Genomic DNA, 25,180 nt, shown 5'->3' on the forward strand with positions numbered 1-25,180 from the left:
CAGTACCGCCAGCGAACGAACGTCTCGGCGCCACGTGGCCACCACGCCCGCACGACGTCATTGCACCCAAGATCGGGATCCCATACGTTCCGGTTTGCAGTGGAATGTCACACAGGGAGTCGCCCATGTCGACCTCGCCCCTCACCCCGGAGACCCTCCCGCGGTCCGCCGACCCGTTCCTCGAACCGCGCCGCGAGGACTGCCCCTGGTGCGGCTCGGCGCGCCTGCGGACCCGGGTGCGGGCGGGCGACCCGCTGCGGCACCGGGCGGGCACGTTCGTCCTCGACGAGTGCGGCGACTGCCGGCACACCTTCCAGAACCCCCGGCTCACGGCGGAGGGACTCGCCTTCTTCCACCGGGACTACTACGAACGGGAGTTGGCGGAGTTCGCCGCCCGCGTCCTGTCGCCCCGGGCGGTCCGCCGCCGGCACCGGTCCGCCGCCCGGCGGCTCTCGTCCCTGCCCGAGCCGGAGAGCTGGCTGGACGTGGGCACGGGCCGGGCCCGCTTCCCCCAGGCGGCGAAGGAGTTCTTCCCGTACACCAGCTTCGACGGCCTGGACCCGACCGCCCGGGTCGAACAGGCGCTCCTGGAGGAACGGATCGAGGAGGCCCACCGCGGCTACCTCACGACCCCCGGCACCGCGGCCCGGCTGCGCGCCCGCTACGACGTGGTCAGCATGTTCCACCATCTGGAGCACACCCCCGACCCGCGCGCCGAACTCCGCGCGGCCCTCGCGGTGCTGCGCCCCGGCGGCCACCTCGTCGTCGAGGTCCCCGACCCGCGCTGCGCGTTCGCCGCGCTGCTCGGCCGCTGGTGGCTCCCGTACGGCCAGCCGCGCCATCTGCACCTGCCGCCGCTCGCCAACCTCCGCGCGGAACTGCGGGACCAGGGCTGCACGATCCTCGTCACGGACCGGAGCGACCCCCACGTCCCCTACGACCTCTCGGCGGCCCTCACCCTGGCCCTGGCCCCCGCGCACCCCGTGCTGAAGTCCCTCGCGAGCCCCCTGCTCGACGTCGCCTGGGCCCTGGACCAGACCCTCGCACCCCTGCTCCGCCACACCCCGTTCTCCAACGGGTACCGCGTGGTCGCCCGCAAGGACCCGGCGTAGCGGTCAGCCCCGCAGCACCAGCGCCTGCCCCGCCACGACCAGCAGCACCTGCTCGCACTCCGCCGCGAACGCCGCGTTCAGGCGCCCGAGTTCGTCCCGGTACCGGCGGCCGGACGCGGTGGCGGGGACGATGCCCGACCCCACCTCGTTCGACACGGCCACCACCGTGCGCCGGGCACCGCGCACCGCGTCGGCCAGCTCCCGCACCCGCTCGCGCAGCGCCTTCTCCCCGCCCCCCGCCCACTCCGCGTCGTCCCACGCCCCGACCGAGTCCATGACGTCGGTCAGCCACAGCGACAGGCAGTCGATCAGCAGCGGCGGCCCGTCCCCGGCGAGCAGCGGCACCAGATCCGTCGTCTCCGTCGTGCGCCACGACCCCGGCCGCCGCTCCCGGTGCGTGGCGACCCGCGCCGCCCACTCGGTGTCCCCGCCCCGCGTCCCGCCGGTCGCCACGTACAGCACGTCGGGGAAGGACTCCAGGCGCCGCTCGGCCTCCACGGACTTGCCCGAGCGGGCCCCGCCCAGCACCAGCGTCCGGCGCGGCACGTCCGGCACGTCCTCGTACGCCCCGACCACCAGCGTCGTACCGTCCGGCACCGCACGTGCCCCCGCGGCGGCCAGGCGCCGCCGCAACTCCGGGCCGGGCGGCACGTCGTGGTCGAGGTGGACGGCGACGACGTCCGTCGTCGGGCCGGCGGAGCCGACCGCCCGCAGCCGGGCCAGCGCGTCCGGGCGGCCCACGACGTCCGCGAGGACCATGTGGTACTCCTCGGCCGTCGCCTCCTCCAGACCGGCCGGCGCCCCGCCGGGCGGCAGGTACAGCAGCCGCTGCCCGTCCGGCCCGGTCACCGCGTACCCGGTGCCGCCCGTGTCCATCGCCACGGCCCGCACCCGATGCCCCGTCAGCAGCGCCAACTCCCGCCCGTCCGGCACCCGGCCGGGCTGCGGCAGCCCGGCCGGCACCTCCACCGCGGGACCGTCGTGCGGATGCGACAGCAGTACCTGCCGCACCCCGGCCAGCGAATGCCCGGCCCGCGCCGCCGCGAACGCCGCGCCCGGCGTCAGGTCGAGCAGCACCGCCCCGTCCACGAGCAGCGCGGTAGCCGCCCGCGCGTCCGGCCCCAGCGCGGCCGCACAGCAGGCGCAGGGGCAGTCGGGCCGGGGCAGCCCCGCCGGGGCGCCAGTACCGAGCAGAGTGATTTCCACGGGTCGATTTTCGCCTGTCTGATCAGGTCTTGCGCTTCCGGCTAGTCTTCCAGCAGGTGTTGGATCACAAGGAGGCCCACATGACGGCATGGACGTGGCGGTTCGAGAAGGCCGACGGGACGGAGGTCCAGCCCGCCGTGCAGCCCGAGGAGTTCACCACGCAGGGGGATGCCGAGTCCTGGATCGGGGAGCACTGGAAGGCGCTCCAGGAGGGCGGCGCGGACCAGGTGCGGCTGTTCGAGGAGACCGCCGAGATCTACGGGCCGATGAGCCTGCACGCCGACGCCTCCTAGCCCGGCCCGGCGGTGAGGAGGGCCGGACGCCGTACCCGCAGAGGGCCCCGGGGCCGCACCCCTCCTCACTGTTCGCCGAGCGTCACCTCCGCCGTCCTGTCCGCGCCGCCCCGCAGGTACGTCACCGACGTCCGCTGCCCGGGACTGATCGCGGCCAGCGCCTCGGACAGCGAGGTGATGGTGGTGACGGGCCGGTCGCCGAGCCGGGTGACGACGTCCCCGGGGCGCAGACCCGCCGCGGCGGCCGCGCCGTCGCTCCTGACCGTGACCAGGGCGGCCCCGGCCGGCCGGTAGCCCTCGTCCACCACGGTCCGCCCGGTGATGCCGAGCGCGGCCCGCCCCGAGTCGAGGACCTTGCCCTCCTTGACGATCTGCCCGGCGACGGTCCGCACCATCGACGCCGGGATGGCGAAGCCGATGCCGGCCGCCGCAGCCCCGCCGAGGCCCGGGTCGCCCGCGGCGAGCGTCGGGATGCCGATGACCCGCCCGTCCAGGTCGACCAGGGCGCCGCCGCTGTTGCCGGGGTTGATGGCGGCCGACGTCTGCACCATGTTCGCGATGGTGGCGCCCGTGCCCCCGTCGCTCTGCCCCTCGCTGACGGTCCGTCCGGTCGCCGAGACGATGCCCTGGGTCACGCTGGAGGAGAGCCCGAGCGGCGAGCCCATGGCCAGGACGATCTGGCCCACCTCCACCTTCGCGGAGTCGGCGAGGACCGCCGGCTTCAGCCCGGGCGGCGCCTTGTCCAGCCTGATCACGGCGAGATCCTGGTCGGGGTAGGAGAAGACCAGGCGCGCGGTCAGCGGCTCCTCGCTGTTCGCGGTGGTCACCCTGAACGTCCGCTCGGAGCCGACCACGTGCGCGTTGGTGACGATGTGCCCCCGGTCGTCGTACACCACCCCGGAGCCCAGGTCACGGCTCGCCTCGATCTGCACGACCGACGGCAGGACCTCCCTGATGACCTTCTGGTACGCGCTCTGCAGGCCGCCCGCGGTCACCGGCACCGCCGTCCGGGCGTCCGCCGAGGTGCCGTCGCCGGCGGGGGCGGGCGGCCCGGCGCAGCCGGCGGCGAGCGCGGCGCAGCACAGCAGCGCGGCGACGCCCACGGCCCTCAGCGCCGCACGGGGGCCGGATCCGCGGGGGACACGGGTACGGAAAGCGTCCATGCCCCGAGTCTCACCTCGGGATGATCACCGGGCCCGCCGTGTTCCCCTGAACGGGCTCAGCCGCGTACTCCGCACAGATGCAGCAGCGCCGCCACCCCGCGGTAGGGGTCCGTGCGCCCGGCCCGCTCCTCGGCCGCGAGCAGGGTCTCCAGGTCGCCGGGTATCGCGGCGCCGTCCGGCGCCGTGTCCGTGAAGACCCGGACGCCGTACCAGGCGTGGAGGGGGGCGTTGATGCCGGCGAGGGTGGCGGTGAGCGCCGACAGCCGGTCGGCCCGCACGTCCAGGCCCAGGCGGTTGCGGTACGAGGTGGTGTCGAAGGCGGCCAGCGCGCCCGCCCAGTCCCCGGCGAGGCCCGGCCGCACGGCGAGCGCGTCGCCGTTGCGCACGAGGAGCGACAGCAGTCCGCCCGGGGCCAGCATCCGGGCCAGGCCCGCCACCAGCGGGTCGGGCTCCTCCACGTACATCAGGACGCCGTGGCACAGCACCACGTCGAAGCCGCCCGGCAGGAAGTGCACACCGGTGTCCCGCCCGTCGCTCTGCACCAGCCGGACCCGCTCCCGGATGCCCACCGGCTCCCCGGCCAGGGCCGCACGGGCCGCGGCGATCATGGTCGCGTCCTGTTCCACCCCGGTCACCTGGTGGCCGAGCCGGGCCAGCCGCAGCGCCTGCGTGCCCTGGCCCATCCCCACGTCGAGCACCCGCAGCCGCTGCCCGACCGGGAACCGCCCGGCTATCTGCTCGTCCAGCTGCCGGGCCACCAGCTCCTGCCGTACGACGTCACGCAGGCCGCCCAGCCTGTTCAGCCAGGCGTCGGCCGCGCCCCCGGTGAAAGCGTCTGCGCTCAGGGCCGCTCTCCGCGCTTGACCTGCGGCTTCGGCAGCCGGAGCCGGCGCATCTGCAGGGACCGCATCAGGGCGTAGGCGACCGCGCCACGCGTGTTCTGGCCGGGGAAGCGCTCCGCGAGCCGCTTGCGCAGGCGGAACCCGCTGAACGCGGCGTCGGCCACGATCAGCACGATCACGACCAGCCAGAGGAGCAGCGCGACGGTCTGGATGGAGGGCACCCGCACCACGCTCAGCACGAGGATCACCACGGCGAGCGGCAGGAAGAACTCCGCCACGTTGAACCGCGAGTCCACCCAGTCACGGGCGAACCTGCGGACCGGGCCCTTGTCCCGGGCCGGCAGATAGCGCTCGTCGCCGCCGGCCAGCGCCTGGCGCTGGCGCGCCAGTGCCTGACGGCGGTCCTCGCGCTGACGCTTCGCGGCGTCCTTGCGGTTCGTGGGCGTGTTGGCGACGCTGCGGCGCTGGGACTGGGCCTCACTGCGCTTGGGCGTGGGCCTGCCCTTGGGGGCCTGCGGGTCACGGGTCTGCTTGGAGAAGTTCACCGCCACCTTGTCGGTGGGGCCCTTCTCTTCCTTGGCACGGCTACGGAACACAAAACCCAAGGGTAAGGGCATCCACGGCATGGACCACAGTCCCGCTGGGAACGATCCGGCAACGCCGGACGTCTGTAGGGGGACGGAGGGGGCGTTCCGGAGGGGTTCCCGGTGGGGGTTCACCTACTCCTCACGCCGGAGCGGTACCGTCCGCAGTCGTCCTCGGGGATGAGCGCATCAGCCCCCGGACGGTGCGGTAATGGATGCAGGGCCCGTACTGTGGGTTCTGTCGCAGGATCTGTGAGCTGGAGTCCGTCAGAAGGGGGCGCGCGAAGCCCATGAGCGGTGTCATGAAGCGTATGGGGATGATCTTCCGCGCGAAGGCGAACAAGGCCCTTGACCGGGCCGAGGACCCGCGCGAGACCCTCGATTACTCGTACCAGAAGCAGTTGGAGCTGCTGCAGAAGGTGCGCCGCGGAGTCGCCGACGTGGCGACCAGCCGCAAGCGCCTCGAACTCCAGCTCAACCAGTTGCAGCAGCAGTCCTCCAAGCTGGAGGACCAGGGCCGCAAGGCGCTCGCGCTCGGCCGCGAGGACCTGGCGCGCGAGGCGCTGTCCCGGCGTGCGGCCCTGCAGCAGCAGGTGACCGACCTGGAGACGCAGCACGCGACCCTCCAGGGCGAGGAGGAGAAGCTCACCCTGGCGGCCCAGCGCCTGCAGGCCAAGGTGGACGCCTTCCGCACGAAGAAGGAGACCATCAAGGCCACCTACACGGCCGCCCAGGCCCAGACCCGGATCGGCGAGGCCTTCACCGGCATCTCCGAGGAGATGGGCGACGTCGGCCTGGCCATCCAGCGCGCCGAGGACAAGACGCAGCAGCTCCAGGCCCGCGCCGGGGCCATCGACGAGCTGCTCGCCTCCGGTGCCCTGGACGACCCGACGGGCACGGCGAAGGACGACATCGCGGCCGAGCTGGACCGGCTCTCCGGTGGTACGGATGTGGAGCTGGAACTGCAGCGCATGAAGGCCGAGCTGGCGGGTGGCACCCCGCAGCAGGCGATCGAGGGCGGCACCGGACAGGGGCAGTCCCAGCAGCAGCCGCAGGACACCCCGCGCTTCGACAAGCAGTAGTCCGTCGCCGGGACCCGAGCCGAGGAGGCCGACGTGATCGTACGGATCATGGGGGAGGGCCAGGTCAGGCTGGACGACTCCCACTTCGTCGAGCTGAACAAGCTGGACGACGAGCTCCTGGAGCAGGTGGAGAGCGGGGACGAGGAGGGCTTCCGCCGCACGCTCGGCGCCCTCCTCGACTCCGTCCGCCGGCTCGGCACTCCGCTGCCGGACGACGCCCTGGAGCCCTCGCAGCTGATCCTTCCGTCCCCGGACGCCTCGCTGGAGGAGGTCCGGGGGATGCTCGGCGACGAGGGGCTGATCCCGGGCTGAGGCCCGCACCGGGATCAGCCCGGGCACACGCTCCGGGTCAGTTCAGGGTGAACCAGGTGGTGCGGGACTTCTGCCACTCCGGGTGGCTGAGGTCCTTCGCCTCGGTGCCGTCGCCGTAGAGGTCGGCGGAGCCGTCGTCGGTGATCAGCTGTGCCCGGGCGCCGGCGGCGGTCAGGTCGGGCACGGTCACGACCGACTCCCAGGCGCCCGCGTCCGTCGTCGGCAGGTCCATCACCTTGGTCGGCTGGTGCCCGGCGATGCCGTCCCAGGAGTAAAGGGCCTGCGGGTCGCTGTTGTCGTCGGCGGCCCACGACCCGGCGACGATCAGGTACTGCCCCTGGTCGTTGCGGCGCAGGTCGCGGACGGACAGCCCGCCGAGGTCCAGCTCGATCGGGGTGCCGAAGGACGCCTTGGTGCCGCGCGCCACCTGGTCCATGTTGGTCACCGGCACGATCAGCGCCCTGCCGCCGTTCTGCGGGGGCACCAGCGGGGCGCGGAAGCCGACGTACGCGGTGGTGGAGGAGCCCGGCGCGAACTCCAGCCCCTCCACGTTGAAGCCGTTGATCTCCTTGGGGACCTGGCCGTCGGCGGTCCCGGCGGCGAAGCCGTACCGGTCGCCGTTCGCCTCGTCCCAGGCCACGAGGTCGTCGCGCAGCCGGTGCCCGGCGGTGCCGAAGGCGAGCTGGGTGGCGGCGCCCGACCCGGAGACGGTCGTGGTGAAGACGGTGTTGCGGTCCGCCTTGTACACGCCGTCCTTGTTGTTGCCCAGCGACCCGGTCCAGTAGATGGTGTTCCCGACCCGCGTGGCGCCCTCGATGTCGACCTCCTTGTCGGCACCCAGCGCGCTGTCCATGTCCCAGGTCCGCACCGGCGCCCCCGAGGCGGAGCCGTCGTAGAGGCGCAGGGTGTTGTCCTCGTCGTTGCCGACGACGAGGTACCCGCCGCCGACGTCCACCGCGGCGGAGGCGTCGGAGGCGCCGGTCAGGTAGCGGGCGTCGGCGGAGTGCTGGACCGCGGGGGAGGCCGCGTAGTGCAGCGTGGTGGTGGCCGTCCTGCCGCCGAGGCCCGTCACCTTCAGGGTCAGGTCGGCGTAGCCCTGGGCGTGCGCGGTGACGGCGACGGTGCGGCTGCCCCCGGTGCCGGTGACCTGGACGTCGGAGGTGCCCGCCACCGTGGCCCTGCTCGTCCTGCTCGCCGTCACGGTCAGCGCCGAGGCGTCGGCGCCGCTCTGCGCCACGGTCACGATGACCGTCGGGTCACCGGTGCTGCCGACGGCCCCCGACAGGTAGGCGGCCGACAGCTTGATCGTCGGCGTGCCGTAGGTGACCGCGTGCGCGGAGGCGGCCGGACCGACGGCCGACAGCAGGGAGAGGGCGGCGGCGGACCAGATCACACGCAGTGAATGAGGGCGCACGGTGTGCCTTTCGTCGACGGGGGCGAATGCCGTCGAGAAGGCTGAGCAGTTCCGGCCAACACTGGTTGACTGTGGACGATCAATCTGGTGGCCGGGTGCCCAACAGTCCGGAAGCGCCGGGGAACGGCCGGGGGACGGGCGGCTTGCCGCCACACCCGGACGGAACCGTACTGTTCGACGTGTGAGCACTCTCGACCGCGCCCGCTGCAGCCTCAGGGCACACCCCCTGGCCCTGGACGCGGCCCTCGCGGCAGGCGTCCTGGTGTGCATGGTCGCCGGCTCCTTCGTGGTGCCCCGCGGGACGAACGGCGTCACCTGGGGCATCCGCAGCCCCGACCCCCTCAGCCTGCTGCTGATGGTCCTCGGCGCGGCGGCCCTCGTCTTCCGCCGCCGCGCGGCCATGACGGTCCTCGCCGTCACCGGCACCGTCTCCCTGGTCGAGTGCGTCACCGGCGACCCGCGCGCCCCGGTCGCGATGTCCGCCGTGGTCGCCCTCTACACCGTCGCCTCGACCACCGACCGCACCACCACCCTGCGGGTCGGCCTGCTCACCATGACCGTGCTCACCGCCGCCGCCATGCTCGGCAGCCCCCTGCCCTGGTACGCGCAGGAGAACCTGGGCGTGCTCGCCTGGACCGGCATCGGCGCCACCGCCGGCGACGCCGTGCGCAGCCGCCGCGCGGTCGTGCAGGCCATCCGGGAACGCGCCGAGCGCGCCGAGCGCACCCGCGAGGAGGAGGCCCGCCGCCGGGTCGCCGAGGAGCGGCTGCGCATCGCCCGTGACCTGCACGACGTCGTCGCCCACCACATCGCCCTGGTCAACGTGCAGGCCGGGGTCGCCGCCCATGTCATGGACAAGCGGCCCGACCAGGCCAAGGAGGCCCTCGCGCACGTCCGTGAGGCCAGCCGCAGCGCGCTCAACGAACTCCGGGCGACCGTCGGCCTGCTGCGCCAGTCCGGCGACCCCGAGGCCCCCACCGAGCCCGCCCCCGGCCTGAGCCTCCTGGACGAGCTGGCCGCCACCTTCCGCAGCGCCGGGCTCCGCGTGGAGGTGGCCCGCGCCGACCACGGCACGCAGCTCCCGGCCGCCGTGGACCTCGCCGCCTACCGGATCGTCCAGGAGGCCCTGACCAACGTGCAGAAGCACGCGGGCACCGACGCCCGGGCCGAGGTCAGCGTCGTACGCGTCGGACCGAACATCGAGGTCACCGTCCTGGACGACGGCTCCGGCGAGGCCTCGGCCCCGGAGGCCGGCGGCGGGCACGGGCTGCTCGGCATGCGGGAGCGGGTCACCGCCCTGCGCGGCACCCTCACCACCGGACCCCGCTACGGCGGCGGCTTCCGCGTCCATGCGATCCTGCCCGTCAAGACCCGCACCGAGACCCGCACGCCGGCCCCGGGAGAGCCCGTATGACGATCCGTGTCCTGCTCGCCGACGACCAGGCGCTCCTGCGCAGCGCGTTCCGGGTGCTGGTCGACTCCGAGCCGGACATGGAGGTGGTGGGGGAGGCCTCCGACGGCGCCGAGGCGGTCCGGCTCGCCGGGGAGCGGGCCGCCGACGTCGTCCTCATGGACATCCGGATGCCCGGCACCGACGGCCTCGCCGCCACCCGTCTGATCAGCGCCGACCCCGCTCTCGCCCAGGTCCGGGTGGTCATCCTGACCACCTTCGAGGTGGACGACTACGTGGTCCAGTCGCTGCGCGCGGGCGCCTCCGGCTTCCTCGGCAAGGGCAGCGAGCCTGAGGAGCTGCTGAACGCCATCCGGATCGCCGCGGGCGGCGAGGCCCTGCTCTCCCCGGCCGCCACCAAGGGCCTGATCGCCCGCTTCCTGGCGCAGGGCGACGGCGACGACGGCCGCGACCCGGCTCGCTCCGAACGGCTCGACGCCCTCACCGGACGGGAGCGCGAGGTGCTCGTCCAGGTCGCCGGCGGGCACTCCAACGACGAGATCGCCGAGCGCCTGGAGGTCAGCCCGCTGACCGTGAAGACGCACGTCAACCGGGCCATGGCCAAGCTGGGCGCCCGGGACCGGGCGCAGCTCGTCGTCATCGCGTACGAGTCGGGGCTGGTCCGCCCGCGGATGGACTGATCTCCACCCGCGTGTACTGCGCGCGGAGTAGGCCCCGGATAAGGAAATGGACCTGGGGCCTACGGATCGGCCCTCCGGGATGGCCCAGGGTGGTGGGGTGGGCGCTCACCTGCGCGTCCCGCCGCCGCTTTCTCCGTGCCCGGGCCTCCTCCGGGCAGGGAAGCGCTTCTGCCGCTCACAGAAGAGAGACCCTGACCCATGTCCTGGCTGTCCAGATTCAGCCTCGCGCAGCGAGCCCTCATCGGGCTCATGTCGATCGTCGCGCTGGTCTTCGGGCTGATCGCGATACCCCAGATCAAGCAGCAGCTGCTGCCCACCATCAACCTGCCCATGGTGTCGGTCCTCGCGCCGTACCAGGGCGCCTCGCCCGACGTGGTCGAGAAGCAGGTCGTCGAGCCCATCGAGAACAACCTCCAGGGCGTCGACGGCGTCAAGTCGGTCACCTCGACCGCGAGCGAGGGCAACGCCGTGATCATGGCGTCCTTCGACTACGGCAACGACACCAAGCAGCTCGTCTCCGACGTCCAGCAGGCCGTCAACCGGGCCCGCAACCAGCTCCCGGACTCCGTCGACCCGCAGGTCATCTCCGGCTCCACGGACGACATGCCGACCGTGGTCCTCGCCGCCACCTCGGACCAGGACCAGCAGGCCCTCGCCGACGAGCTCGACAAGACGGTCGTCCCCGGCCTGAAGGACATCGACGGCGTCGGCCGCGTCCAGGTCATGGGCGTGCGCGACCTGCAGGTCACCGTCACCCCGGACGACGCCGGGCTCGCGCGGGCCGGACTCACCCCCGCGGCCCTCGCCCAGGCCCTGCAGGCGGGCGGGGCGACCGTCCCGGCCGGCTCCTTCGACGAGGACGGCGCCAGCCGCACCGTCCAGGTCGGCGGCGGTTTCACCTCCCTGAAGCAGATCCAGGACCTCACGGTCACCGGCGAGGGCGCCAAGAAGCCCGTACGCCTCGGTGACGTGGCCGCCGTCAAGGAGCAGCCCGCCCCGGCCGACTCCATCACCCGCACCGACGGCCGCCCCAGCCTTGCCGTCAACGTGACGATGGACCACGACGGCAGCGCGGTCTCCATCTCGGACGCGGTCAAGGACAAGCTCCCGGGGCTGCGCAAGGACCTCGGCTCCGGCGCGAAGCTCACGGTCGTCAGCGACCAGGGCCCGGCCGTCTCCAAGTCCATCAAGGGCCTGACCACGGAGGGCGCGCTCGGCCTGCTCTTCGCGGTCCTGGTCATCCTGGTCTTCCTCGCGTCGATCCGCTCGACGCTGGTCACCGCGGTGTCCATCCCGCTGTCCGTCGTCCTCGCGCTGATCGTGCTGTGGACGCGCGGCCTGTCCCTGAACATGCTCACCCTCGGCGCGCTGACCATCGCGATCGGCCGGGTCGTCGACGACTCGATCGTCGTCCTGGAGAACATCAAGCGGCACCTCGGCTACGGCGAGGAGCGCAGGCAGGCCATCCTGGACGCGGTGCGCGAGGTGGCCGGCGCGGTCACCTCCTCCACCCTCACCACGGTCGCCGTGTTCCTGCCGATCGGCCTGGTCGGCGGCATGGTGGGCGCCCTGTTCGGCTCGTTCAGCATCACGGTGACGGCGGCCCTGCTGGCCTCCCTGGTGGTCTCGCTGACGGTCGTGCCGGTGCTGTCGTTCTGGTTCCTGCGCGCCCCGAAGGGCACCCCCGAGGACGCCGTGGAGGCCCGCCGCCGGGCCGAGGAGAAGGAGGCGAACAGCCGCCTCCAGCGCGCCTACGTCCCCGTCCTGCGCTTCGCCACCCGCCGCCGCCTCACTAGCGTGCTGATCGCGATCGTGGTCCTGGTCGTCACCTTCGGCATGTCCGGCCTGCTGAAGACCGACTTCTTCGACCAGGGCGAGCAGGAGGTCCTCACGGTCAAGCAGGAGCTGAAGCCCGGCACCAGCCTGGCGGCCACCGACGCGCAGGCCAGGAAGGTGGAGAAGCTGCTCGCCGCCACCAAGGGCGTGAAGGACTACCAGGTCACCGTCGGCTCCTCCGGCTTCATGGCGGCCTTCGGCGGCGGCACGGACACCAACCAGGCCTCCTACCAGGTCATGCTGAAGGACTCGAAGTCGTACGACGACGTGCAGAAGCACCTCGAGGACGGCCTGAGGAAGCTCGAGGGCATCGGCACGACCACCGTGTCGGCCGGTGACGGCTTCGGCAACCAGAACCTGAGCGTCGTCGTGAAGGCGGCCGACCCGCAGGTGCTGCGCACGGCCGCGGAGCAGGTGCGCTCCACGGTGGCCGGCCTCGACGGCGTCACCGACGTCACCAGCGACCTCGCCACCAGCGTGCCGCGGATCTCGGTGACCGCCAACGCCAAGGCGGCCGCGGCCGGGTTCGACGACCAGAAGCTGGGCCTCGCGGTCACCCAGGCCGTGCGCGGCACGACGGCGGCGAAGGCGATCCTCGACGACACCGAGCGCGACGTCGTCGTGAAGTCGGCCAAGCCCGCCACCACCCTGGCCCAGCTGAAGAACCTGCGCCTCGGCCCGGTGAAGCTCGGCGACATCGCCACGGTGAAGCTGGTCGACGGCCCGGTGTCGCTGACCCGGATCGACGGCCGGCGCGCCGCCACCATCACGGCCAGGCCGACCGGTGACAACACGGGTTCGGTGAGCACCCAGCTCCAGTCGAAGATCAAGGCCCTGAAGCTCCCGGCGGGCGCCGAGGCGCAGATCGGCGGTGTCACCTCCGACCAGAACGACGCGTTCAAGAACCTCGGCCTGGCCATGCTGGCGGCGATCGCCATCGTGTTCATGCTGCTGGTCGCGACGTTCCGCTCGCTGGTCCAGCCGCTGATCCTGCTGGTGTCCGTCCCGTTCGCGGCGACGGGAGCGATCGGCCTGCTGGTCGCCACCGGTACCCCGATGGGTGTCCCGGCCATGATCGGCATGCTGATGCTGATCGGCATCGTGGTGACCAACGCGATCGTGCTGATCGACCTGATCAACCAGTACCGCGCGCAGGGACACGGCGTCGTGGAGGCCGTGATCGAGGGCGGCCGGCACCGGCTGCGCCCGATCCTCATGACGGCCCTGGCGACCATCTTCGCCCTGCTGCCCATGGCCCTGGGCGTCACCGGCGAGGGCGGCTTCATCGCCCAGCCGCTCGCCGTGGTCGTGATCGGCGGTCTGATCTCGTCGACCCTGCTGACGCTGCTGCTGGTCCCGACGCTGTACGCGATGCTCGAACTCCGCAAGGAGCGGCGCGCGCGCAAGCGGGCGGCGAAGCGGGAGACGAGGGCGGAGCAGGTGCTGGAGCCGACCGGAGTCTGACGGCATGACGAAGGGGCCGGGTCTCGCACCACGAGACCCGGCCCCTTTCGTGTGCGCTACGGCAGTGCCAGCATCCGCTCCAGCGCCAGCTTGGCGAACGCCTCGGTCTCCTCGTCGACCTCGATCCGGTTGACCAGGTTGCCCTCGGCGAGGGACTCCAGGGCCCAGACCAGGTGGGGCAGGTCGATGCGGTTCATGGTCGAGCAGAAGCAGACCGTGCGGTCGAGGAACACGATCTCCTTGCCCTCGGGAGCGAAACGGTTCGCCAGGCGCCGGACCAGGTTCAGCTCCGTGCCGATCGCCCACTTGGAGCCGGCCGGGGCCGCCTCCAGGGCCTTGATGATGTACTCGGTCGAGCCCACGTGGTCGGCCGCCGCCACGACCTCGTGCCGGCACTCGGGGTGCACCAGGACGTTCACGCCCGGGATGCGCTCGCGCACGTCGTTGACCGAGTCCAGGCTGAAGCGGCCGTGGACCGAGCAGTGCCCCCGCCACAGGATCATCTTCGCCGCGCGCAGCTGCTCCGGCGTGAGGCCGCCGTTCGGCTTGTGCGGGTTGTAGACCACGCAGTCGTCCAGGGACATCCCCATGTCGCGGACGGCGGTGTTGCGGCCCAGGTGCTGGTCCGGCAGGAACAGGACCTTCTCGCCCTGCTCGAAGGCCCAGTCGAGGGCGCGCTTCGCGTTCGAGGAGGTGCAGATCGTGCCGCCGTGCCTGCCGGTGAACGCCTTGATGTCGGCCGAGGAGTTCATGTACGAGACGGGGACCACCTGGTCCGCGATCCCGGCCTCGGTCAGCACGTCCCAGCACTCCGCCACCTGCTCGGCCGTGGCCATGTCGGCCATGGAGCAGCCGGCCGCCAGGTCGGGCAGGACGACCTTCTGGTCGCCTGAGGTGAGGATGTCGGCCGACTCGGCCATGAAGTGCACACCGCAGAAGACGATGTACTCGGCCTCCGGGCGCGCGGCCGCGTCCCGGGCCAGCTTGAAGGAGTCGCCCGTGACGTCGGCGAACTGGATCACCTCGTCGCGCTGGTAGTGGTGACCGAGCACGAAGACCCTGTCGCCGAGCTTCTCCTTGGCGGCGCGGGCACGCTCGACCAGGTCGGGGTCGGACGGCGAGGGCAGGTCACCGGGGCACTCGACGCCCCGCTCGCTCTTCGGGTCGGCCTCGCGGCCGAGCAGCAGCAGGGCGAGCGGAGTCGGCTGCACGTCGAGCTCCGGGGTCTGGGCGGTGGTCACGACACGCACCCTTTCTACTTTTCGTCTAACTGACGCTATCTATCATAACCGGTTCACGTCAGTTTGACGATGGCCATAGCGTCCATGTGACGTGAATCCCGCCCGGGCCCGCGCGGACCGCTGTCCGCGTCCGCGGCCATGTGCGAGCATGAAGAGAGAAGCAGAACCGCGACAATGCGACCGCACGGCCCGGAATGAATCCGTGCGAGTGCCGGTTGCACTCGTCGGCAAGCAGTCTCCGTACAACCCGGGAGAGATGTAGATGTCCGTATCGGACGAGACCACAACCGTCAGCGACGGCATCATCCTGACCGACGCCGCGGCGGCCAAGGTCAAGGCCCTGCTCGACCAGGAAGGCCGCGACGACCTCGCCCTGCGCGTCGCCGTCCAGCCGGGCGGCTGCTCCGGTCTGCGCTACCAGCTGTTCTTCGACGAGCGCTCGCTCGACGGCGACGTGGAGAAGGACTTCGGTGGCGTCAAGGTCGTCACCGACCGCATGAGCGCTCCGTACCTGGGCGGCGCCACCGTCGACTTCGTGGACACGATCGAGAAGCAGGGCTTCACGATCGACAACCCGAACGCGACCGGCTCCTGCGCCTGCGGCGACTCCTTCAGCTGAGCCGCGCACGCCGTGACGCGAGAGGCGGCGGTCCCCCGCGGGGGGCCGCCGCCTCTTTTCCGTCCCGGATCCGGCGCCGCTAGGGCCTGGAATGGCCAGACAGGCCCTAGCGCGCCCGCGCCGACGCGTCCGGCCGTAGCGCTCCCGGCTTCGCCCGCGGGATCCGCCGGCCGTCCGCACCGAGCACCGTCCGCCCGTCGAGCGGCGCGTCCAGCCGTACGGTCTTCGCGTACTCCTTGGCGATCAGTACGCACACCTTGTCCGGCCAGGGCTTCTCGGTGACCGTGACGGTCACGCTGCCCCCGCTCTCCTTCGCCGCCGCCCGGTAGTCGGCGCACACCCCGCCGTAGAAGCTCACGGTCAGCGTCCGGCCGTCCGCCGTGTAGCCGTTCACCTTCACGTTCCGGGTCGCGGGCGCCCCGGACGCGGGCGGCGCCGAGGGCGCCGAGGGTCCCGAGGGCGTCGCCGCGGGCGCCAGGTAGCGGGGGTCGACCGCCGGGTACGCCACCGTGGACGCGCTCTCGTCCGCCGGTCCCCGCACCTCGAACAGCCAGGACGGCACCAGCGTCTGCCGTCCGCCGACGGCGTGCGAGGCCAGCCCGAACACCGCCTTGCGCACGGTGACGGTGCCCGCCGCCCGCTTCGGCGCCCCCGTGGACGGCGCGCACGGCTGCTCCAGCCGGTCCTTCAGTGGCATCGGGCCTGCGCAGCCGCCGATGCCCATCCGGTGGTCTCCCGCGGGCGCCGCGTTCATCAGCCGCAGTGTCTTCGCCGCGTCCAGGACGGGGTACGTGGCGCCTTTCACCGGCGTCGCGAGCAGCCCGTGGCCGCCGACCACCTCGCCCTGCCGGTCGACCGTCAGACCGGTCGTCCAGCCGTACGTGGGCAGACGACCGACCACCGGATCGGCATCGACCACCCGCTGGGCACCCATGATCCGGCCCGCGTCGACCTTTGCGCCGTCGAGCCCGGCGGCCCTGAGCACGGGCGCCGCCGCCTTCTCGGCCGCGGCCACGCTCACCGGGGTGGCGGCGGGGGCCATCGGGTCGTGCGCGCACAGCACGCCCTTCTTGCAGTCGTCGGTGCCGGGCGCGTACCGGCTGAAGGTCCAGCTGCCCGGCGCGTCCCGGTTCACCTGCAGGCTCGGCCCGGAGCCGTCCTTGCCGCCGACCCGCCAGATCCGCCCCTGGGCCACGGGCGTCCCGTCGACCCCGAGCGCCTTCGCCAGCCGGGCCACCCGGTCCTTGCCGACCTCGGCCCCCGGCCCGTACACCGGCGCCGAGCCGGGACCGGCCGGCAGTTCGCCCTGCGCCACGTAGTGGGCGCCGTACGGATCCGGCTCCCCGGACGCGACGCCGTTCGCCCCCGTCCACCCGTCCAGCGCGAGCGGCGGGGGAGTGGCCCTGCCGCCGGCCGCGCCGGGACCCGTGCGGCCGCCCGCGTCGCTGCCCGCCGCGAGGTACGCGCCCCCGCCGCCGACCAGCAGCACGGCGGCGGCGACGGACAGGACGACGGCGCGGGAGCGGTGCCGGCCGGACCGCTCGGCGGGTTCCCCGCCGGCGGCCTCCGGCTCCTCGGCCGCACGCTCGTGTGATACCTCGGGAACCTCCGCATCCCCGGAGTCCTCGGGCCGCTCCGTGTTCACCGCATCGCTCCTCGCTGGGTCGTATCCCGCATCCCCTGTGCGGGGGACGGCGATGGGACGCGGGAGGGGAGCGCGCGGTTCCCGGGAGTGCGCCCCTTGCGTCAGTCGCCGTATTCGGACATCGCGTCCAGCAGCCGGGCGGAGCGCGTCGGAACGTTCACGCCGTGGATGAGGGACGGCGGCACCGGCCGCGACGCGGCGTGCTTCGGAGCCTTCCAGTGGTGGGCCATCCGGGCGCAGTCGCCGCGCAGTGAGGCGAGACCGCCCTCGAGGTCGGCGGGGGCGGGGGAGAGCCTTCGGGCGTGGGAGGTGGCCTTGAGGTTCGTCATGACGGCACCGTAGGCATGCCGGACCCGGCGAAGAAAGATCTACTATCGGGTAGTTTTGCCAGCTTCAGCGGTGGCTCCGGACCGGGTAGCGTGAACTGTCAATCCAGCCTCCCGCAGGAGATTCCCCGTCGTGCGCATTGCAGTCACCGGCTCCATCGCCACCGACCACCTCATGACCTTCCCCGGCCGCTTCGCCGACCAGCTCGTCGCGGACCAGCTGCACACGGTTTCGCTCTCCTTCCTCGTCGACAACCTCGACGTGCGCCGCGGCGGCGTCGGCGCCAACATCGCCTTCGGCATGGGCCAGCTCGGCACCGGGCCCGTCCTGGTCGGAGCCGCCGGCTTCGACTTCGACGACTACCGGTCCTGGCTCGACCGCCACGGCGTCGACACCGAGTCCGTCCGCATCTCCGACACCCTGCACACCGCCCGCTTCGTGTGCACCACCGACGCCGACCACAACCAGATCGGCTCCTTCTACACCGGCGCCATGAGCGAGGCCCGGCTGATCGAGCTGAAGACGGTCGCCGACCGGGTCGGCGGTCTCGACCTGGTGCTGATCGGCGCCGACGACCCGGAGGCCATGCTCCGGCACACCGAGGAGTGCCGCTCCCGCTCGATCCCCTTCGCGGCCGACTTCTCCCAGCAGATCGCCCGGATGGGCGGCGAGGAGATCCGCATCCTGCTGGACGGCGCGACCTACCTCTTCTCCAACGAGTACGAGAAGGGCCTCATCGAGTCCAAGACGGGCCTCGGCGACGCCGAGATCCTGGCCAGGGTCGGCCACCGCGTCACCACGCTCGGCTCCCGGGGCGTGCGCATCGAGCGCGCCGGCGAGGACCCGATCGAGGTCGGCTGCCCGGACGAGGACCGCAAGGCCGACCCCACGGGTGTCGGCGACGCCTTCCGCGCCGGCTTCCTCTCCGGCCTGGTCTGGGGCGTCTCCCTGGAGCGCGCCGCGCAGATCGGCTGCATGCTGGCGACCCTCGTCATCGAGACCGTGGGCACGCAGGAGTACCAGCTGCGCCGGGGCCACTTCATGGAGCGGTTCACCAAGGCGTACGGCGACGAGGCCGCCGAAGAGGTCCGCACCCACCTGGGCTGACCGGTCGTACCTGCACGAAGGCGCGGGGACCGGCCGCCCGGTCCCCGCGTCCCCGGCGCGCGCGGTCAGCTCACCCGGCGGACCAGGTACGCCGTGCCCCGCTCCGCCGGCTCCTCGCCGACGTACTCCTGGCCCCGCATCTCGCACCAGGCGGGAATGTCCAGCCGGGCCGCCTCGTCGTCCGAGAGGACCCGCACCGTGCCGCCGACCGGCACCCGGCCGAACACCTTGGCCAGTTCGATGACCGGGAGGGGGCACCGCTTGCCGAGGGAGTCGACGAGCAGTTCCCCGGGGCCCGCTCGAGTGGCCGGCACGGGCGCCCCCAGCTTCTCCCGCACCCCCGCGACCGCCTGAGGCAGCACCTCCAGGAACCGTTCCACGTCCTCCTCGGCCGCGCCCGCCGGCAGGGAGACGCGCACGTTCCCCTCGCTCAGCACGCCCATCGCCTTCAGCACATGGCTCGGCGTCAGCGTGCTGCTGGTGCAGGAGGATCCGGACGAGACGGAGAAACCCTCCCGGTCCAGCTCGTGCAGCAGCGCCTCTCCGTCGACATAGAGACACGAGAAGGTGACGATCCCCGGCAGCCGGTGCTCCGGATCGCCCACGACCTCCACGTCCTCCACCAGCCCCGGCACCCGGGTCCGGATCCGCTCCGTCAGCTCCCGCAGCCGTACCGACTCCCGGGCCGCCTCCGCCCGCACCGCGCGCAGCGAGGCCACGGCCGCCACGACCGCCGGGATGTCCTCGAAGCCGGGCGCGCGCCCCGACTCCCTTTCGTCCGAGGGCCCTTGGGCGGCGAACCGCACCCCCTTGCGCACGACGAGCAGCCCGACCCCCGAGGGCCCGCCCCACTTGTGCGCGCTGGCCGCCAGCAGCGACCAGTCGCCCTCGACCGGTCCCCACCCCAGCGACTGCGCCGCGTCCACCAGCAGCGGCACCCCGGCCGCCCGGCACGCCTCGGCCACCCGGGCCACCGGCTGCACGGTCCCCACCTCGTGGTTGGCCGACTGCAGACAGGCCAGTGCGGTGTCCGGCCGCAGCGCGGCGGCGAAGGCGTCCGGGTCGACGGCGCCGGCCCGGTTCACGGCCACTTTGCCGACCGTTCCCCCCTCGGCCTCGAACACCTCCGCCGAATGGAGGACGGAGGAGTGTTCGACGGCGGACACGATCAGGTGACGCCCGGCCCGGCGCCTCCCGGCCAACGCCCCCGCGACACCCGTGTGTACGGACCTGGTGCCGGACGGGGTGAACACCAGCTCGTCGGGCCGGCAGCCCACTGCCTCGGCCGCCGCCTCCCGGGCCGCGTCCAGCAGCATCCGGGCCTTGCGGCCCTCCCGGTACAGCCGCGAGGGATCGGCCCAGCCGTCGTCCAGCGAGGCCAACAGCGCCTGACGGGCGACGGGGTGGAGGGGAGCGGCGGAAGCCGCGTCGAAGTAAGCCACACTCCCACGTTAAAGCGCAGGTGAGCCGAGTCGACCCCAGGGGCGCGGGCTGTGTCCGACACGGGCTGCGCCGCGGGGCGCGGGACCCCGTAACCCACCCGCGCCCGCCCCTCAAACCCACACAACCCGAGCTAATGGGCGCCCGTCCGCACCCCAACTGAGTGAGGCGCGACGCGTATGCCCCCCTCCCCGCGAACCCCCGGAGGGCGTCGGCTAGGGTTTGGTCCGCATAAACATCCAAACCCCTGCCCGACGCAGGGCGGCGACCGACCAGCGAGAAGGCCGTAGCCGACCGCGCGGGCGAGACTCTCGGGAAGGCGCTACGTGAGTCCCAACGGCTCCGACCGCTCGCCGCGGCGCCCGATGCGGCGGAAGCTGCTGCAGGCATTGACCGCGGGCCTGGTCCTTGCGACCGCAACCGGTTGCACATACAAGGACTTCCCCCGCCTTGGCATGCCCACCCCGACCACGGAAGAGGCTCCGCGGATCCTCTCCCTGTGGCAGGGCTCCTGGGCTGCCGCGCTCGCCGTCGGCGTGCTGGTGTGGGGCCTGATCCTGTGGAGCGCCATGTTCCACCGGCGCAGCCGCACCAAGGTCGAGGTACCTCCGCAGACCCGGTACAACATGCCGATCGAGGCCCTGTACACGGTGGTCCCGATCATCATCATCTCGGTGCTCTTCTACTTCACGGCCCGGGACGAGACGAAGCTCCTCAGCCTCGACAAGAAGCCCGACGTCACGGTCAACGTGGTCGGCTTCCAGTGGAGCTGGGGCTTCAACTACATCGAGAACGTCCCGGGTGTCTCGGGCAACGCCAAGACGGACGCGAACCTGGCCGCCATTCCGGACCGGTTCAAGACCGCCTTCCCGGCGAACGCCGGCGGCGTCTACGACGTCGGCACGCCGGGCACGCGCAACCCGCAGACCGGCAACCCCGGTCCGACGCTCTGGCTCCCCGAGGGCAAGACGGTCCGCTTCATCCTGACCTCGCGTGACGTCATCCACTCCTTCTGGGTGGTGCCGTTCCTGATGAAGCAGGACGTCATCCCGGGCCACACCAACGCCTTCCAGGTGACCCCGAACAAGCAGGGCACCTTCCTCGGCAAGTGTGCGGAGCTGTGCGGCGTCGACCACTCCCGGATGCTGTTCAACGTGAAGGTCGTCTCCCCCGATCGTTACGAGCAGCACCTCAAGGACCTCGCCAAGAAGGGGCAGACCGGTTACATTCCCGCCGGCATCGCGCAGACGCCGCACGAGAAGAACCGGGAGACGAACAACCTGTGAGCATCCTCAACGAACCCCAGGGTGCCGCGGCAGCTGAAGGCTCCTACGCGGACGAGCTGCCGGTCAGGCGCAAGCAGCCCGGCAATGCCGTGGTGAAGTGGCTGACGACCACCGACCACAAGACGATCGGGACGATGTATCTCGTCACGTCGTTCGCGTTCTTCCTGATCGGCGGCGTGATGGCGCTGCTCATGCGCGCCGAGCTGGCCCGGCCGGGCCTGCAGATCATGTCGAACGAGCAGTTCAACCAGGCGTTCACGATGCACGGCACGATCATGCTGCTGATGTTCGCGACGCCGCTGTTCGCCGGCTTCGCGAACTGGATCATGCCGCTGCAGATCGGCGCGCCCGACGTGGCGTTCCCGCGGCTGAACATGTTCGCCTACTGGCTGTACCTGTTCGGCTCGACCATCGCGGTGGGCGGCTTCCTCACCCCCGACGGTGCGGCCGACTTCGGCTGGTTCGCCTACTCCCCGCTGTCGGACGCGGTCCGCAGCCCGGGCATCGGCGCCGACATGTGGATCATGGGTCTGGCCTTCTCCGGCTTCGGCACCATCCTCGGCTCGGTCAACTTCATCACCACGATCATCTGCATGCGTGCCCCGGGCATGACCATGTTCCGCATGCCGATCTTCGTGTGGAACGTGCTGCTGACCGCGGTGCTGGTGCTGCTGGCCTTCCCGGTGCTGGCCGCCGCGCTGTTCGCCCTGGAGGCGGACCGCAAGTTCGGTGCCCACGTGTTCGACGCCGCCAACGGCGGCGCACTGTTGTGGCAACACCTCTTCTGGTTCTTCGGCCATCCAGAGGTGTACATCATCGCGCTGCCGTTCTTCGGCATCATCAGCGAAGTGATCCCGGTGTTCTCCCGCAAGCCGATGTTCGGCTACATGGGTCTGATCGCCGCGACCATCTCGATCGCCGGTCTGTCCGTGACCGTGTGGGCCCACCACATGTACGTCACCGGCGGTGTGCTGCTGCCGTTCTTCTCCTTCATGACCTTCCTGATCGCGGTCCCGACCGGTGTGAAGTTCTTCAACTGGATCGGCACCATGTGGAAGGGCTCGCTGTCCTTCGAGACACCGATGCTCTGGGCGACCGGCTTCCTGATCACCTTCACGTTCGGCGGTCTGACCGGTGTCATCCTGGCCTCGCCCCCGATGGACTTCCACGTCTCCGACTCGTACTTCGTGGTGGCCCACTTCCACTACGTGGTCTTCGGCACCGTCGTCTTCGCGATGTTCTCCGGCTTCCACTTCTGGTGGCCGAAGATGACCGGCAAGATGCTGGACGAGCGCCTCGGCAAGATCACCTTCTGGACGCTGTTCATCGGCTTCCACGGCACGTTCCTGGTGCAGCACTGGCTGGGCGCCGAGGGCATGCCGCGTCGTTACGCCGACTACCTGGCGGCCGACGGCTTCACCGCCCTGAACACGGTCTCGACCATCAGCTCCTTCCTGCTCGGCCTGTCGATGCTGCCGTTCCTGTACAACGTGTGGAAGACGGCCAAGTACGGCAAGCCGGTCGAGGTCGACGACCCGTGGGGCTACGGCCGCTCGCTGGAGTGGGCGACCTCCTGCCCGCCGCCGCGGCACAACTTCCTCACCCTGCCGCGGATCCGCAGCGAATCCCCGGCGTTCGACCTGCACCACCCCGAGATCGCCGCGCTCGAGCAGCTCGAGCACGCCGGTCACGGCACCGCCATCGCGGGCAGCAAGGAGGCCGGCAAGTGAAGATCCAGGGCCGGATGTTCATCTGGCTGAGCTTCTTCATCCTGATCATGGCCGTCGTGTACGGCGTGTGGTCGAAGGAGCCGGCCGGCACCACGGCGCTCTTCCTGGCCTTCGGCCTGTCCATCATGATCGGCTTCTACCTGGGCTTCACGGCCCGGCGGGTCGACGCGGGTGCGCAGGACGACAAGGAGGCCGACGTCTCGGACGACGCGGGCGAGCTGGGCTTCTTCAGCCCGCACAGCTGGCAGCCGCTGCTGCTGGGCATCGGCGGCGCGATCGCCTTCCTCAGCATCGCGGTCGGCTGGTGGCTGATCTACTTCGCCGCCCCGATCATCGTGATCGGCCTGTTCGGCTGGGTGTTCGAGTACTACCACGGTGAGAACCGCACGCAGTAACACCCGCAGAGCGCACCGGGAGCCCGGACCCTCCGTCAGGAGGGTCCGGGCTCCCGGCTTTTGGGGCCGCAACAGGGTGTCCTTCCTTTGCCGGAGTGTCGGTCGCTCGAACGAGTTACGTGCCGCGCCGGTAAGGTCTCCATCTCATAGCGTGATCGTATGAATCACACTCCGCGGACCCGCACCGTCGTCGGCTGCACGCTGCTGGTGACCGCCCTCGGCGCGGGCGTCACCGCCTGCGGTTCGGACGGCAACCCCCTGTCGGCCAAGCCGTACGACGCAGCGGGCCTGATCTCCTTCAACGGCCCCACCGACGCGGGGAAGCGGGCCGACCCGGACAAGCCCCTGGAGGTCACCGTCAAGGACGAGGGGCGCATCACCGACGTCACCGCCCAGGACTCCACAGGGCGCTACGTGGCGGGCGAACTCGCCGCCGACGGCAGCCGCTGGCACAGCATCTCCCCGCTGGCCGCCAACGCCCACTACACGGTCACGGTGAGCACCGAGGACGACGACGGGGCGCCGGGCCGCAAGGTCCTCGCCTTCGACACCAGCAGACCGACCAGCCAGAAGCGGCTGAACGTCACCTTCGGGCCGGACGCGGGCCAGTACGGCGTGGGGCAGCCCATCACCGCCCAACTGAGCCAGGACGTCAAGGACAAGGCGCAGCGGGCCGTCGTGGAGCGCGCCCTGCGGGTGGACTCCGTGCCGGCCGTCCAGGGCTCCTGGTACTGGGTGAGCGGCAAGGAACTCCACTACCGGCCCAAGGACTACTGGCCCGCCCACGCCACCGTCCAGGTGCACAGCAACCTGGACGGCGTGAAGATCAGCGACCGGCTGTGGGGCGGGAAGTCCAAGGCGCTGAAGATCACCACGGGGGACCGGATCGAAGCCGTCACCGACGCCGCGGCGCACCAGCTGACCTTCTACGAGAACGGCAAGGTGGTCAACCAGATCCCGGTCACCACCGGCAAGCCCGGCTACGACACCCGCAACGGCGTCAAGGTCGTCCTGGAGAAGCAGTACTTCGTACGCATGCGCGGAGTCACTGTCGGCATCTCCGAGAACAGCTCCGACTCCTACGACCTGCCGGTCTACTACGCGACGCGCGTCACCTGGTCGGGCGAGTACGTGCACGCCGCGCCCTGGTCCGTGGGCTCACAGGGCTACGCGAACGTCAGCCACGGCTGCACCGGCATGAGTACGTCCAACGCCGAGTGGTTCTTCGACCACATCCACCCGGGGGACATCGTCAGGGTCGTCAACTCCAACGGCACCCCGATGGAGCCCTTCGGCAACGGCTTCGGCGACTGGAACGTCGACTGGAAGAAGTGGCGCACCGGATCCGCCCTGACCAACGGCACACCGGACAGCCCCGCCCCCGTGGACGCGGTGAGGCTCCGGCCGACGGCGCTGTGAGGACCGCAGGGGCGCGGGCAGCCGGGCGGACGGCCCTTCGCGGGCCGCGGCCGCGGGCATGACCCCGCGCCCCGGGTCCTCAGGCGCTCTGCAGGCGCTTCTGGCGCAGCAGGGCGGCCAGCGCGGAGGCGAACTCGACCGGGTCCACCGGAAGGGTCACCGCCGCGTCGGCCCGGCTCCACGTGGCCAGCCACGCGTCCTGGGGCCGGCCGATGAGCACCAGCACCGGCGGGCAGTTGAACACCTCGTCCTTGATCTGCCGGCACACGCCCATGCCGCCCATGGGCACGGCCTCGCCGTCGAGCACGCACACGTCGATGCCGCCGCGGTCCAGCTCGGTCAGCACGGCCGCGGGCGTCGCGCACTCTACGAATTCGACCTGGGGCACGTCGGGAGCGGGCCGCCGCCCTGCGGCCAGCCGTACTTGCTCGCGGGTGTTGGAGTCGTCGCTGTAGACCAGCACCGTGGCGGTCGGCTGCATTGTTCCTCCGGGACGTCGGCGTCGTACGGACAGGACGGACGGGGCCGTTTGGGCGGATGTTACTCCCATGAACACCACGTCAGCACCGGTT

The 25,180-nt window shown here is 71.8% G+C and carries 23 protein-coding genes; 13 read left to right on the forward strand and 10 right to left on the reverse strand.

Annotated elements, in window-relative coordinates; genetic code table 11:
* The first annotated feature begins 125 nt into the window (after window positions 1-125).
* Window positions 126-1,112 carry a class I SAM-dependent methyltransferase gene (locus ACZ7FF_RS02850; RefSeq protein WP_470808911.1) on the forward strand — a complete coding sequence of 329 codons (987 nt, stop codon included), beginning with the start codon at window positions 126-128 and terminating at the stop codon, window positions 1,110-1,112.
* Window positions 1,113-1,115: 3 nt separating this feature from the next.
* Here the strand turns inward: ACZ7FF_RS02850 and ACZ7FF_RS02855 are convergent, their stop codons facing one another.
* Window positions 1,116-2,318 carry a bifunctional adenosylcobinamide kinase/adenosylcobinamide-phosphate guanylyltransferase gene (locus ACZ7FF_RS02855; RefSeq protein WP_470808913.1) on the reverse strand — a complete coding sequence of 401 codons (1,203 nt, stop codon included), beginning with the start codon at window positions 2,316-2,318 and terminating at the stop codon, window positions 1,116-1,118.
* Window positions 2,319-2,398: 80 nt separating this feature from the next.
* Here ACZ7FF_RS02855 and ACZ7FF_RS02860 point away from each other — a divergent pair, with 80 nt between their 5' ends.
* Window positions 2,399-2,611 (forward strand): hypothetical protein, encoded by a 213-nt coding sequence (locus ACZ7FF_RS02860; RefSeq protein ID WP_452970559.1) that lies wholly within the window; start codon window positions 2,399-2,401, stop codon window positions 2,609-2,611.
* A 65-nt stretch (window positions 2,612-2,676) separates the two neighbouring features.
* On the opposite strand, the gene ACZ7FF_RS02865 is transcribed toward ACZ7FF_RS02860, so the two are convergent.
* From ACZ7FF_RS02865 to ACZ7FF_RS02875, 3 genes are all read right to left on the reverse strand, one after another.
* Window positions 2,677-3,774, reverse strand: coding sequence for a S1C family serine protease (locus ACZ7FF_RS02865; RefSeq protein ID WP_470808914.1), 1,098 nt, complete (start codon window positions 3,772-3,774; stop codon window positions 2,677-2,679).
* A gap of 56 nt (window positions 3,775-3,830) precedes the next feature.
* A complete protein-coding gene (locus ACZ7FF_RS02870; RefSeq protein WP_470808916.1) occupies window positions 3,831-4,532 on the reverse strand; it encodes a class I SAM-dependent methyltransferase in 702 nt (233 codons plus the stop codon).
* Window positions 4,533-4,615: 83 nt separating this feature from the next.
* A complete protein-coding gene (locus ACZ7FF_RS02875) occupies window positions 4,616-5,242 on the reverse strand; it encodes a DUF3043 domain-containing protein (RefSeq protein ID WP_470808917.1) in 627 nt (208 codons plus the stop codon).
* A gap of 248 nt (window positions 5,243-5,490) precedes the next feature.
* Between ACZ7FF_RS02875 and ACZ7FF_RS02880 the strand changes: the two genes are divergently transcribed.
* A complete protein-coding gene (locus ACZ7FF_RS02880; protein ID WP_452970566.1) occupies window positions 5,491-6,282 on the forward strand; it encodes a PspA/IM30 family protein in 792 nt (263 codons plus the stop codon).
* A 33-nt stretch (window positions 6,283-6,315) separates the two neighbouring features.
* Complete coding sequence (gene pspAA, locus ACZ7FF_RS02885; RefSeq protein ID WP_470808919.1) at window positions 6,316-6,594, forward strand: PspA-associated protein PspAA; 279 nt, start codon at window positions 6,316-6,318, stop codon at window positions 6,592-6,594.
* A gap of 37 nt (window positions 6,595-6,631) precedes the next feature.
* On the opposite strand, the gene ACZ7FF_RS02890 is transcribed toward pspAA, so the two are convergent.
* Window positions 6,632-7,984 (reverse strand): DUF3616 domain-containing protein, encoded by a 1,353-nt coding sequence (locus ACZ7FF_RS02890; protein ID WP_470809576.1) that lies wholly within the window; start codon window positions 7,982-7,984, stop codon window positions 6,632-6,634.
* 205 nt (window positions 7,985-8,189) lie between these two features.
* Here ACZ7FF_RS02890 and ACZ7FF_RS02895 point away from each other — a divergent pair, with 205 nt between their 5' ends.
* From ACZ7FF_RS02895 to ACZ7FF_RS02905, 3 genes are all read left to right on the forward strand, one after another.
* A complete protein-coding gene (locus ACZ7FF_RS02895; RefSeq protein WP_470808921.1) occupies window positions 8,190-9,422 on the forward strand; it encodes a sensor histidine kinase in 1,233 nt (410 codons plus the stop codon).
* Window positions 9,419-10,099 (forward strand): response regulator, encoded by a 681-nt coding sequence (locus ACZ7FF_RS02900; protein ID WP_470808923.1) that lies wholly within the window; start codon window positions 9,419-9,421, stop codon window positions 10,097-10,099. Before ACZ7FF_RS02895 ends, ACZ7FF_RS02900 begins: the two co-directional genes overlap by 4 nt.
* A gap of 198 nt (window positions 10,100-10,297) precedes the next feature.
* Window positions 10,298-13,399 carry an efflux RND transporter permease subunit gene (locus ACZ7FF_RS02905; protein WP_470808925.1) on the forward strand — a complete coding sequence of 1,034 codons (3,102 nt, stop codon included), beginning with the start codon at window positions 10,298-10,300 and terminating at the stop codon, window positions 13,397-13,399.
* A 56-nt stretch (window positions 13,400-13,455) separates the two neighbouring features.
* Here ACZ7FF_RS02905 and nadA read toward each other — a convergent pair whose 3' ends face one another.
* Window positions 13,456-14,640, reverse strand: a complete 1,185-nt coding sequence (gene nadA, locus ACZ7FF_RS02910; protein WP_470808926.1) for a quinolinate synthase NadA — start codon at window positions 14,638-14,640, stop codon at window positions 13,456-13,458.
* Between the two features lie 262 nt (window positions 14,641-14,902).
* Here nadA and ACZ7FF_RS02915 point away from each other — a divergent pair, with 262 nt between their 5' ends.
* Window positions 14,903-15,259: an iron-sulfur cluster assembly accessory protein gene (locus tag ACZ7FF_RS02915; RefSeq protein ID WP_046421274.1), complete on the forward strand. Its 357-nt coding sequence runs from the start codon at window positions 14,903-14,905 to the stop codon at window positions 15,257-15,259.
* 106 nt (window positions 15,260-15,365) lie between these two features.
* Here the strand turns inward: ACZ7FF_RS02915 and ACZ7FF_RS02920 are convergent, their stop codons facing one another.
* Both ACZ7FF_RS02920 and ACZ7FF_RS02925 read right to left on the reverse strand, forming a co-directional pair.
* Complete coding sequence (locus tag ACZ7FF_RS02920; protein WP_470808928.1) at window positions 15,366-16,904, reverse strand: hypothetical protein; 1,539 nt, start codon at window positions 16,902-16,904, stop codon at window positions 15,366-15,368.
* A gap of 101 nt (window positions 16,905-17,005) precedes the next feature.
* Window positions 17,006-17,233, reverse strand: a complete 228-nt coding sequence (locus ACZ7FF_RS02925; protein WP_470808929.1) for a hypothetical protein — start codon at window positions 17,231-17,233, stop codon at window positions 17,006-17,008.
* Between the two features lie 130 nt (window positions 17,234-17,363).
* Here ACZ7FF_RS02925 and ACZ7FF_RS02930 point away from each other — a divergent pair, with 130 nt between their 5' ends.
* The gene (locus ACZ7FF_RS02930) at window positions 17,364-18,338 is read left to right on the forward strand and encodes a carbohydrate kinase family protein (protein WP_470808930.1); all 975 of its coding nucleotides are present in this window, start codon (window positions 17,364-17,366) and stop codon (window positions 18,336-18,338) included.
* A 65-nt stretch (window positions 18,339-18,403) separates the two neighbouring features.
* Here the strand turns inward: ACZ7FF_RS02930 and ACZ7FF_RS02935 are convergent, their stop codons facing one another.
* Entirely contained in the window at window positions 18,404-19,780 is a 1,377-nt protein-coding gene (locus ACZ7FF_RS02935) for an aminotransferase class V-fold PLP-dependent enzyme (RefSeq protein WP_470808931.1), read from the reverse strand.
* Window positions 19,781-20,104: 324 nt separating this feature from the next.
* On the opposite strand from ACZ7FF_RS02935, the gene ctaC reads away from it, so the two are divergent.
* The 4 genes from ctaC (at window position 20,105) to ACZ7FF_RS02955 (ending at window position 24,608) form a co-directional block, all read left to right on the forward strand.
* Window positions 20,105-21,064, forward strand: a complete 960-nt coding sequence (gene ctaC / locus ACZ7FF_RS02940; RefSeq protein ID WP_470808933.1) for an aa3-type cytochrome oxidase subunit II — start codon at window positions 20,105-20,107, stop codon at window positions 21,062-21,064.
* Entirely contained in the window at window positions 21,061-22,794 is a 1,734-nt protein-coding gene (gene ctaD, locus ACZ7FF_RS02945; protein ID WP_470808934.1) for an aa3-type cytochrome oxidase subunit I, read from the forward strand. Before ctaC ends, ctaD begins: the two co-directional genes overlap by 4 nt.
* A complete protein-coding gene (locus ACZ7FF_RS02950) occupies window positions 22,791-23,189 on the forward strand; it encodes a cytochrome c oxidase subunit 4 (protein ID WP_470808936.1) in 399 nt (132 codons plus the stop codon). The genes ctaD and ACZ7FF_RS02950 overlap by 4 nt, the downstream gene beginning before the upstream one ends.
* Before the next feature lie 159 nt (window positions 23,190-23,348).
* A complete protein-coding gene (locus tag ACZ7FF_RS02955; RefSeq protein WP_470808938.1) occupies window positions 23,349-24,608 on the forward strand; it encodes a L,D-transpeptidase in 1,260 nt (419 codons plus the stop codon).
* Between the two features lie 79 nt (window positions 24,609-24,687).
* Here the strand turns inward: ACZ7FF_RS02955 and ACZ7FF_RS02960 are convergent, their stop codons facing one another.
* Window positions 24,688-25,089, reverse strand: a complete 402-nt coding sequence (locus ACZ7FF_RS02960) for a response regulator (protein ID WP_470808940.1) — start codon at window positions 25,087-25,089, stop codon at window positions 24,688-24,690.
* Between the last annotated feature and the right edge of the window lie 91 nt (window positions 25,090-25,180).

Source organism: Streptomyces sp. NPDC037126 (genome assembly GCF_055605965.1).

Excerpts from the sequence above, each read along its gene's own strand:
- ACZ7FF_RS02850 (WP_470808911.1), top strand. The coding sequence starts at position 126 with ATGTCGACCTCGCCCCTCACCCCGGAGACCCTCCCGCGGTCCGCCGAC.
- ACZ7FF_RS02860 (WP_452970559.1), top strand. The coding sequence starts at position 2,399 with ATGACGGCATGGACGTGGCGGTTCGAGAAGGCCGACGGGACGGAGGTC.
- ACZ7FF_RS02865 (WP_470808914.1), bottom strand. The coding sequence starts at position 3,774 with ATGGACGCTTTCCGTACCCGTGTCCCCCGCGGATCCGGCCCCCGTGCG.
- ACZ7FF_RS02875 (WP_470808917.1), bottom strand. The coding sequence starts at position 5,242 with ATGCCGTGGATGCCCTTACCCTTGGGTTTTGTGTTCCGTAGCCGTGCC.
- ACZ7FF_RS02880 (WP_452970566.1), top strand. The coding sequence starts at position 5,491 with ATGAGCGGTGTCATGAAGCGTATGGGGATGATCTTCCGCGCGAAGGCG.
- ACZ7FF_RS02900 (WP_470808923.1), top strand. The coding sequence starts at position 9,419 with ATGACGATCCGTGTCCTGCTCGCCGACGACCAGGCGCTCCTGCGCAGC.
- ACZ7FF_RS02905 (WP_470808925.1), top strand. The coding sequence starts at position 10,298 with ATGTCCTGGCTGTCCAGATTCAGCCTCGCGCAGCGAGCCCTCATCGGG.
- ACZ7FF_RS02915 (WP_046421274.1), top strand. The coding sequence starts at position 14,903 with ATGTCCGTATCGGACGAGACCACAACCGTCAGCGACGGCATCATCCTG.
- ACZ7FF_RS02925 (WP_470808929.1), bottom strand. The coding sequence starts at position 17,233 with ATGACGAACCTCAAGGCCACCTCCCACGCCCGAAGGCTCTCCCCCGCC.
- ACZ7FF_RS02955 (WP_470808938.1), top strand. The coding sequence starts at position 23,349 with ATGAATCACACTCCGCGGACCCGCACCGTCGTCGGCTGCACGCTGCTG.
- ACZ7FF_RS02960 (WP_470808940.1), bottom strand. The coding sequence starts at position 25,089 with ATGCAGCCGACCGCCACGGTGCTGGTCTACAGCGACGACTCCAACACC.